The sequence below is a fragment of the Sphingomonas bacterium genome (genome assembly GCF_903643065.1).
Lineage (GTDB): Bacteria > Pseudomonadota > Alphaproteobacteria > Sphingomonadales > Sphingomonadaceae > Sphingomonas.
Window position 1 is genome coordinate 1 of record NZ_CAHJWX010000108.1, and the last position, 6,592, is coordinate 6,592.

Below are 6,592 nucleotides of genomic sequence, written 5' to 3' on the forward strand. Positions count from 1 at the left end.
CGGGCCGAACCCGGCGAGGCGCCGCCCGTCGCGGTCGATCACGGCGAGCAGCAAGGACGTGTCGCCGGGCGCCCGCGCGTCGCGGATCGCCGCGATCACGCCCGCGCGTCCGTCCGTCCGGTACACGCCGCTCAGCGAGTCGGCCTGTTCCACGGCCTCGCGCTGGACCGCGTCGAGCGCGTCGACCCGCGTCTGACGCCAGACCACCCCGACCAGCGCCAGGTTGGAGGCGAGCGCCAGCATGATCGACAGCAGCGCGATCCGCGCAGTGACGGAGAGACGGCGCGTGCTCAGGCCGCCAGTTTATAGCCGGCGCCGCGCACCGTGTGCAGGATCGGCGTCGCGAACCCGTCCTCCAGCTTGCGCCGCAGCCGGCCGATGTGAACGTCAACGACATTGGAGCCGGGGTCGAAATGGTAATTCCAGATCTTCTCCAGCATCATCGTGCGGGTGACGACCTGGCCGGCATGACGCGCCAGGAACTCGAGCAGGCTGAACTCGCGCGCGCCAAGCTGGATGACGCGGCCGGCGCGCGACACGGTACGCGCGAGCAGGTCGATCTCCAAATCGCCGACGATCAGACGGGTCCGCTGCGGCTCGCCAGCCGCACGGTCGGCGCGGCGCAGCAACGCTTCGATGCGCGCGCTCAGTTCGGCGAAGGAAAAAGGTTTGCACAGGTAATCATCGGCCCCCGCGCGCAGGCCATCGACCCGATCATCGACGCTGGCGAGCGCGGTCAGCATGAGCACGGGCGTGGCGATCCCGGCGGCGCGGATCGCGCTCACCATTTGCGTGCCGTCCAGCCCCGGCAGCATGCGATCGGCGACGATCAGGTCGAAAATGCCTTCGCTCGCGAGGAACAGGCCTTCGCGCCCGTCGGGAGCGACCTCCACCGCGTGACCCGCCTCAGCCAGACCCTTGGCGAGATAGTCGGCGCTGGCGGCGTCGTCCTCGACGACCAGGATTTTGCGCATCATGCGGGGCACCCAGCCCGGCGCGGAAGGTGGGGCCGGCGGCCACACACCACCGCCGACCCCTCGACACCCCCGGGAGTGCGGGCGCCGATACAGCAACGGTTGCTAACTAGCGGGACGACGCAGCCGAAGCGGTGACGAGCGGGTGAATTGCGCGTCATCGAGGGCTTAGACGAGGCGAGACGTGTCGACGACGAGGCCGGGGATGGTCGCGGAGGGTATGGGATCACCGAACGCGAACTCGGCGCGCTCCGCGAAATCCTCGCCGGTCGGCGCGTGGAAGCGGATGATCCGGCGGCCATCGACGTCCGCTACCCAGTATTCGGGCACCTCCGCGCGTGCATACAGGCGCTTCTTGCGTCCCAGATCATAGCCCAGCGACGTGGCGGCCACCTCGACAAGCAAGCGTACCGTTCCGCGTGAGACGATCTTCTCATCGGCGATGTCGGCCACCACGATGTCCGCTTGCGGGAGGCTATGGGTGTCAAGCTCCGCCGAAGGTTCGGCGAGCACCTCCAGACCAGCGTCGATCATCCCGATCGCGCGATCAAGCGCGATGCTCAACAGCGGCACGATCCGAGCATGGGGCCGATGCATCGGGGCCATCTGCAATATCTCTCCCTCGATCAGCTCGACCCGTCCAACCTGATCGAATGCGCCTGCTTCATGCAGCATCACGAAGTCGCGGACCGTTAGCGGGTAGCGGGTCGGATCGCTCCGGAGGTCGATGGTGCTTAGCTCTTCGCCCATGCCGATCTCATACCACGCCGCCGCGCACCGCTCTACCCGTCCAGGATCACCTCGATCGCGGCGGTCACCTGCTCGATATCGGCCATGCCATCGACGCGGCGCACCAGCCCGCGCGTCTCGTAGAAGGGCAGGATCGGGGCCGTTTCGCCGCGATAGACGGCCATGCGCGTCGCGATCGTCGCGGCGGTGTCGTCGGGGCGGCGCTTGAACTCGGTCGAGCCGCAGACATCGCACACGCCCGCCACGAGGGGCTGCTTGAACCGGTCGTGATAGCCCTCGCCGCAATTCGCGCAGGTATAGCGCCCGACGATCCGCTCGGTCAGCACGGCCTCGTCGACCGTCAGCTCGATGACGTGGTCGAGCGCCTGCCCGCGCGCCGCGAGCAGCACCTCCAGCGCCTCGGCCTGCGCGGCGGTCCGTGGGAAGCCGTCGAAGATCGCGCCGGCGCCGACGCCCTGATCCAGCCGCTCGCCAATCAGCGCGGATACGATCGCGTCCGACACCAGTTCGCCCCGCGCCATGATCGCCTTTGCCTGCAACCCGACGGGCGTCGCCGCCTTGACCGCCGCCCGCAGCATGTCGCCGGTCGACAGCTGGACCATGAAGCGCCCCGCGACCAGCCGGCTCGCCTGCGTTCCCTTGCCCGCGCCCGGCGGCCCCAACAGGATGATGTTCACGGCAACGATCCCCTCCGCATGCGCTTAGCGCAGCCGGCCACCCTTTAGCTTCGCCTTCTTGATCAGGTCGCCATATTGATGCGCCAGCAAGTGGCTCTGGATCTGCGTCACCGTGTCCATCGTGACGTTGACGACGATCAGCAGCGAGGTGCCCCCCAGGTAGAACGGGATCGCCAGTGCGCTGACCAGATATTCGGGCAGAAGGCAGATCACCGTCAGATAGGCCGCGCCCAGCACGGTGATCCGCGTCAGCACATAGTCGAAATAGCTCTCGGTGTTCTTGCCCGGCCGGATGCCGGGAATGAAGCCGCCATAGCGTTTCAGGTTATCCGCCGTCTCCTCCGGGTTGAACACCACGGCCGTGTAGAAGAACGAGAAGAAGATGATCCCGGCGGCATAGAGCGCCATGTACACCGGGCTGCCGTGCTGGAGATACTGGTTCAGCGTCAGGATGAAATCCCCCCAGCGGCTCTCGCCCGCGACGTGCTTGCCCGCGAACTGGGAGATGGTGAGCGGCATCAGCAACAGCGACGAGGCGAAGATCGGCGGGATGACGCCGGCGGTGTTGATCTTGAGCGGCAGGTGGCTGCGCTCGGCCTGCATGCCGCGCTGCGTCTGGCGCTTGGGATATTGGATCAGGATGCGCCGCTGCGCGCGTTCCATGAAGCAGATGAACAGGATCAGCGCGGTGACCGCGACGACGATGCCCACCAGCTGCAGCCCACCGATATTTCCCTGGCCCGAGCGCGCGCTCTCCAGCAGATTGTATAGCGTGGTAGGCAGGTTCGCGACGATGCCGGCCATGATGATCAGCGACACGCCGTTGCCGATCCCGCGACTGGTGATCTGTTCGCCCAGCCACATCAGGAACATGGTGCCGCCGATCAACGACACGACGGCGGCGACCCGGAACAACATGCCCGGCTCCACCACCGCCTGAATGCCGTTGTTGGCGCCGATCGTCTCCAGCCCGCGCGCGATGAAATACCCCTGGATCGCGGTCAGCAGCACCGTACCGTAGCGGGTGTATTGATTGAGCTTCTTGCGCCCGCTCTCGCCCTCCTTCTTGATCGCGGCGAGTTGCGGCGCCAGCGATGTCGACAGCTGGATGACGATCGACGCGGTGATGTACGGCATCACGCCCAGCGCGATCAGCGACGCGCGCTTGAGCGAGCCGCCCGAGAAGGTGTTGAAGAAATCCAGCACGCCGCCGCTGGTCTTGTTCGCCAGCAGGCCCATCGCGGTGGGATCGATGCCGGGCAGCGGCACGTAGGACAGCAAGCGGAAGACGATCAGCGCGCCGATCGTGAACCATAGCCGCTTCTTGAGGTCGGTCGCCTGAGCGAACTTGCCCAGGCTGAGGCCCTGGGCCATCTGATCGGCGCGGGTTGCCATGATGCGGTCTTGATCCTGAAGCGATGATCGGCGGGCCGGGCGTGCGGCCCTTGCCGCCGATCATATAAGCGCGGATCGCGCCTTGTCTAATCCGGGGTCTAATCCGGGTTGTCTGGCTCGGGCGAGCGCGATCAGGCCTTGAAGGAGGCCTTGTGCGCCTGACGCTCCTTGTACTTGACGCCCTTCTTCGCCGCCGCCTTGTCGGCGGGCGAGACGACCTCGATCACCGTCACCGAGCCGCCCGCCGCCTCGACCGCCGCGCGGGCACCGGCCGACACGCCCGCGACCGTGAACTGGAGCGCGGTCGTGATCTGGCCGTTGCCGAGCAGGCGCACGCCGTCGGTGCCGCCGCGCGCCAGGCCCGCCGCCTTCAGTGCGGCGTGATCGACCGGACCGCTCAGCAGCCCCGAATCGGCGGCGCGCTGCACGGCGTGAAGGTTCACCTCCGCATAGTCCTTGGCGAAGATGTTGCGGAAGCCGCGCTTGGGCAGCCGCATGTGGAGCGGCATCTGGCCGCCCTCGAACCCGGCGATCGAGACACCCTCGCGGCTCTTCTGGCCCTTCTGGCCGCGCCCGCCGGTCTTGCCCTTGCCGGAGCCGATGCCGCGCCCGACGCGGATCTTGGACTTGCGGGCGCCGGGATTGTCGCGGAGTTCGTTCAGATTCATGGGATGCACTCGCTTTCGCTATGGTCGCGCGGGAATGGGAGCGGGCGCGCATAGCGGGACGCGCGCGGCTTGTCACCCGCTCGATCGCCGGCGATCCGCCCGCGCCTCACGAAAAGGCCGGGGCGGTCGCGCTGGACCGCCCCGTAGTTCGGGAAGTCGCCGCGCAGGGGGAGGAGCAGCGGCGACCTGTTCCCGCTAGCGACCAATTGTCACCGAAGTGTGTCAGATCGTCGCGCGGCGACGTGCGTAGGCGAAATAGATCAGCAGGCCAGCGGCGTTCCAGGCGAAGAAGAAGCGTTGCGTCAGCCCGGACAGGCTGGTGAACAGGTACAGGCAGCCAATGATCGCCAGCGGCGCGATCACCCACGCGGCCGGCATCCGGAACGGGCGCCGCGCCGCCGGCTCGCGCCGCCGCCACACCAGCACCGACGCCGCCACCGCGATGAACGCGCACAGCGTACCCGCATTGGCGAGGCTGGCGATCAGGTCGAGTGGCGCCAACCCGGCGATCACGGCGACGAATAACGCCGTCAGCGCGGTGATCCGCGCCGGTGTGCCCCGGCTCGACACGGTGGCCAGCGCGGGCGGCAGGAAGCCGTCGCGCGCCATGACCAGGAAGATGCGGCTCTGCCCGTATAGAAAGGCCAGCAGCACCGTCGGCAGCGCGATCGCAGCCGCCAGCGCGACGATCGTCGCGATCCGCTGCTGGCCGATGCTGGCGAGAATCAGCGCCAGCGGCTCCGTGCTCTTGCCGAACACTCCGAACGACACCGCGCCCAGCGCCGCCACGCCGACGATCAGGTAGATCAGCGTGCAGGCCGCCATCGAGCCGACGATGCCGATCGCCAGGTCGCGATCGGGTCGCTTCGTCTCCTCCGCCGCCGTCGAGATCGCGTCGAAGCCGTAGAAGGCGAAGAAGATGATCGCCGCCGCGCCCATCATGCCGCGCTTGGTCCCGTCCGGCCCGGCCTGCGCGCCGAACCCGAAAGGCGCGAAAGGATGGAGGTTGGCGCCGTCGAAATGGGGCAGCGCGACCGCGACGAACAGCGCCAGCGTCGCAATCTTGAGCACCACCAGCGCCGTGTTGATCCGCGCGCTCTCCCGCGTGCCCAGCGACAGCAGACCGGCGACGACCGCGATGATGAACACCGCCGGCAGGTTGACGATCCCGCCCGCGCCCGGCCCCGCCGCGAGCGAGGCCGGGATGCCGAGCTTCGCCCAGGCGAGAAAGCGCATCGCATAGCCCGACCAGCCGACCGCCACCGTCGCGACGACGAGGCTGTATTCCAGGATCAGGCTCCACCCGACCACCCAGGCGATCACCTCGCCCAGCACGGCATAGCTGTAGGTGTACGCGCTGCCCGAGGCCGGGATCGCGCTCGCCATCTCGGCATAGCACAGCGCCGCGCCCGCGCAGATCGCGCCCGCTACCGCGAACGACAGCAGCACCGCCGGCCCCGCGCGGTCGGACGCGACGCCGATCAGCGTCAGGATGCCCGTCCCCACGATCGCACCGACGCCCAGCGCGACAAGGTGCGGCCAGGACAGCGTACGCGCGAGCCGGCGCTCGGCCGGCTGCTCGGTGATGATCTTGCGCCTCAGCAGTCCCGTCACATGCCCCCCGTCACCCTGAGGTTGTTCCAGGGTTCACGTGCGGCGGCTCGGGTCGGGTCGACGCCATCCTGTCCCCGCTCGTCGCGTATCGACCCTGAAACAAGTTGGGGGTCACGGCAAGGCAAGCGTCAGACCGTAAAGCTTTCTCCGCACCCGCACGCGCCCTTGGCGTTGGGATTGTTAAACACGAACCCGGCGGTGAAATCGTCCTCGACCCAGTCCATCGTCGAGCCGATCAGGTAGAGGATCGACCCGCCGTCGACAAACAGCGTGCCGCCCGGCGTCTCGATCCGTTCGTCGAGCGGCTGGGCGGCGGTGACGTAATCGACCGAGTAAGCGAGCCCCGAACAGCCGCGTCGCGGCGTGGACAGCTTGACGCCAACCGCGTCGGCGGGCGCGCGCCTCATCAGGTCCGCGATGCGCGCGTGCGCGGACGGCGTGAGGTTGAGCGCGGCGGGGCGCGATCTCAGGGTCGTGGCCATTACTACTCTCCTCCCCTCCCGCTGGCGGGAGG

Annotated in this window: 7 protein-coding genes and 1 pseudogene; all 8 read right to left on the bottom strand. The window is 68.1% G+C overall.

What is annotated here, in order from left to right:
* A pseudogene (locus HUU95_RS05400) lies at positions 1 to 243 on the bottom strand (signal protein); the annotation flags it as partial.
* A gap of 47 nt (positions 244 to 290) precedes the next feature.
* Positions 291 to 977: a response regulator transcription factor gene (locus HUU95_RS05405; protein WP_174279176.1), complete on the bottom strand. Its 687-nt coding sequence runs from the start codon at positions 975 to 977 to the stop codon at positions 291 to 293.
* Positions 978 to 1,142: 165 nt separating this feature from the next.
* A complete protein-coding gene (locus HUU95_RS05410) occupies positions 1,143 to 1,724 on the bottom strand; it encodes a Uma2 family endonuclease (protein WP_174279177.1) in 582 nt (193 codons plus the stop codon).
* Between the two features lie 32 nt (positions 1,725 to 1,756).
* Positions 1,757 to 2,401, bottom strand: coding sequence for an adenylate kinase (locus HUU95_RS05415; RefSeq protein WP_174279178.1), 645 nt, complete (start codon positions 2,399 to 2,401; stop codon positions 1,757 to 1,759).
* Between the two features lie 24 nt (positions 2,402 to 2,425).
* The gene (gene secY, locus HUU95_RS05420; RefSeq protein WP_174279179.1) at positions 2,426 to 3,796 is read right to left on the bottom strand and encodes a preprotein translocase subunit SecY; all 1,371 of its coding nucleotides are present in this window, start codon (positions 3,794 to 3,796) and stop codon (positions 2,426 to 2,428) included.
* Positions 3,797 to 3,927: 131 nt separating this feature from the next.
* On the bottom strand, positions 3,928 to 4,464 hold the full coding sequence (rplO, locus tag HUU95_RS05425; protein ID WP_174279180.1) for a 50S ribosomal protein L15: 537 nt from the start codon (positions 4,462 to 4,464) through the stop codon (positions 3,928 to 3,930).
* A gap of 222 nt (positions 4,465 to 4,686) precedes the next feature.
* A complete protein-coding gene (locus HUU95_RS05430; protein WP_174279181.1) occupies positions 4,687 to 6,078 on the bottom strand; it encodes an amino acid permease in 1,392 nt (463 codons plus the stop codon).
* Between the two features lie 128 nt (positions 6,079 to 6,206).
* On the bottom strand, positions 6,207 to 6,560 hold the full coding sequence (locus HUU95_RS05435) for a HesB/IscA family protein (protein WP_174279182.1): 354 nt from the start codon (positions 6,558 to 6,560) through the stop codon (positions 6,207 to 6,209).
* Between the last annotated feature and the right edge of the window lie 32 nt (positions 6,561 to 6,592).

Bases quoted from the DNA above. Each gene is read 5' to 3' on its own strand.
- HUU95_RS05405 (WP_174279176.1), bottom strand. From the start codon at position 977: ATGATGCGCAAAATCCTGGTCGTCGAGGACGACGCCGCCAGCGCCGAC.
- HUU95_RS05435 (WP_174279182.1), bottom strand. From the start codon at position 6,560: ATGGCCACGACCCTGAGATCGCGCCCCGCCGCGCTCAACCTCACGCCG.
- secY (WP_174279179.1), bottom strand. From the start codon at position 3,796: ATGGCAACCCGCGCCGATCAGATGGCCCAGGGCCTCAGCCTGGGCAAG.
- HUU95_RS05410 (WP_174279177.1), bottom strand. From the start codon at position 1,724: ATGGGCGAAGAGCTAAGCACCATCGACCTCCGGAGCGATCCGACCCGC.
- rplO (WP_174279180.1), bottom strand. From the start codon at position 4,464: ATGAATCTGAACGAACTCCGCGACAATCCCGGCGCCCGCAAGTCCAAG.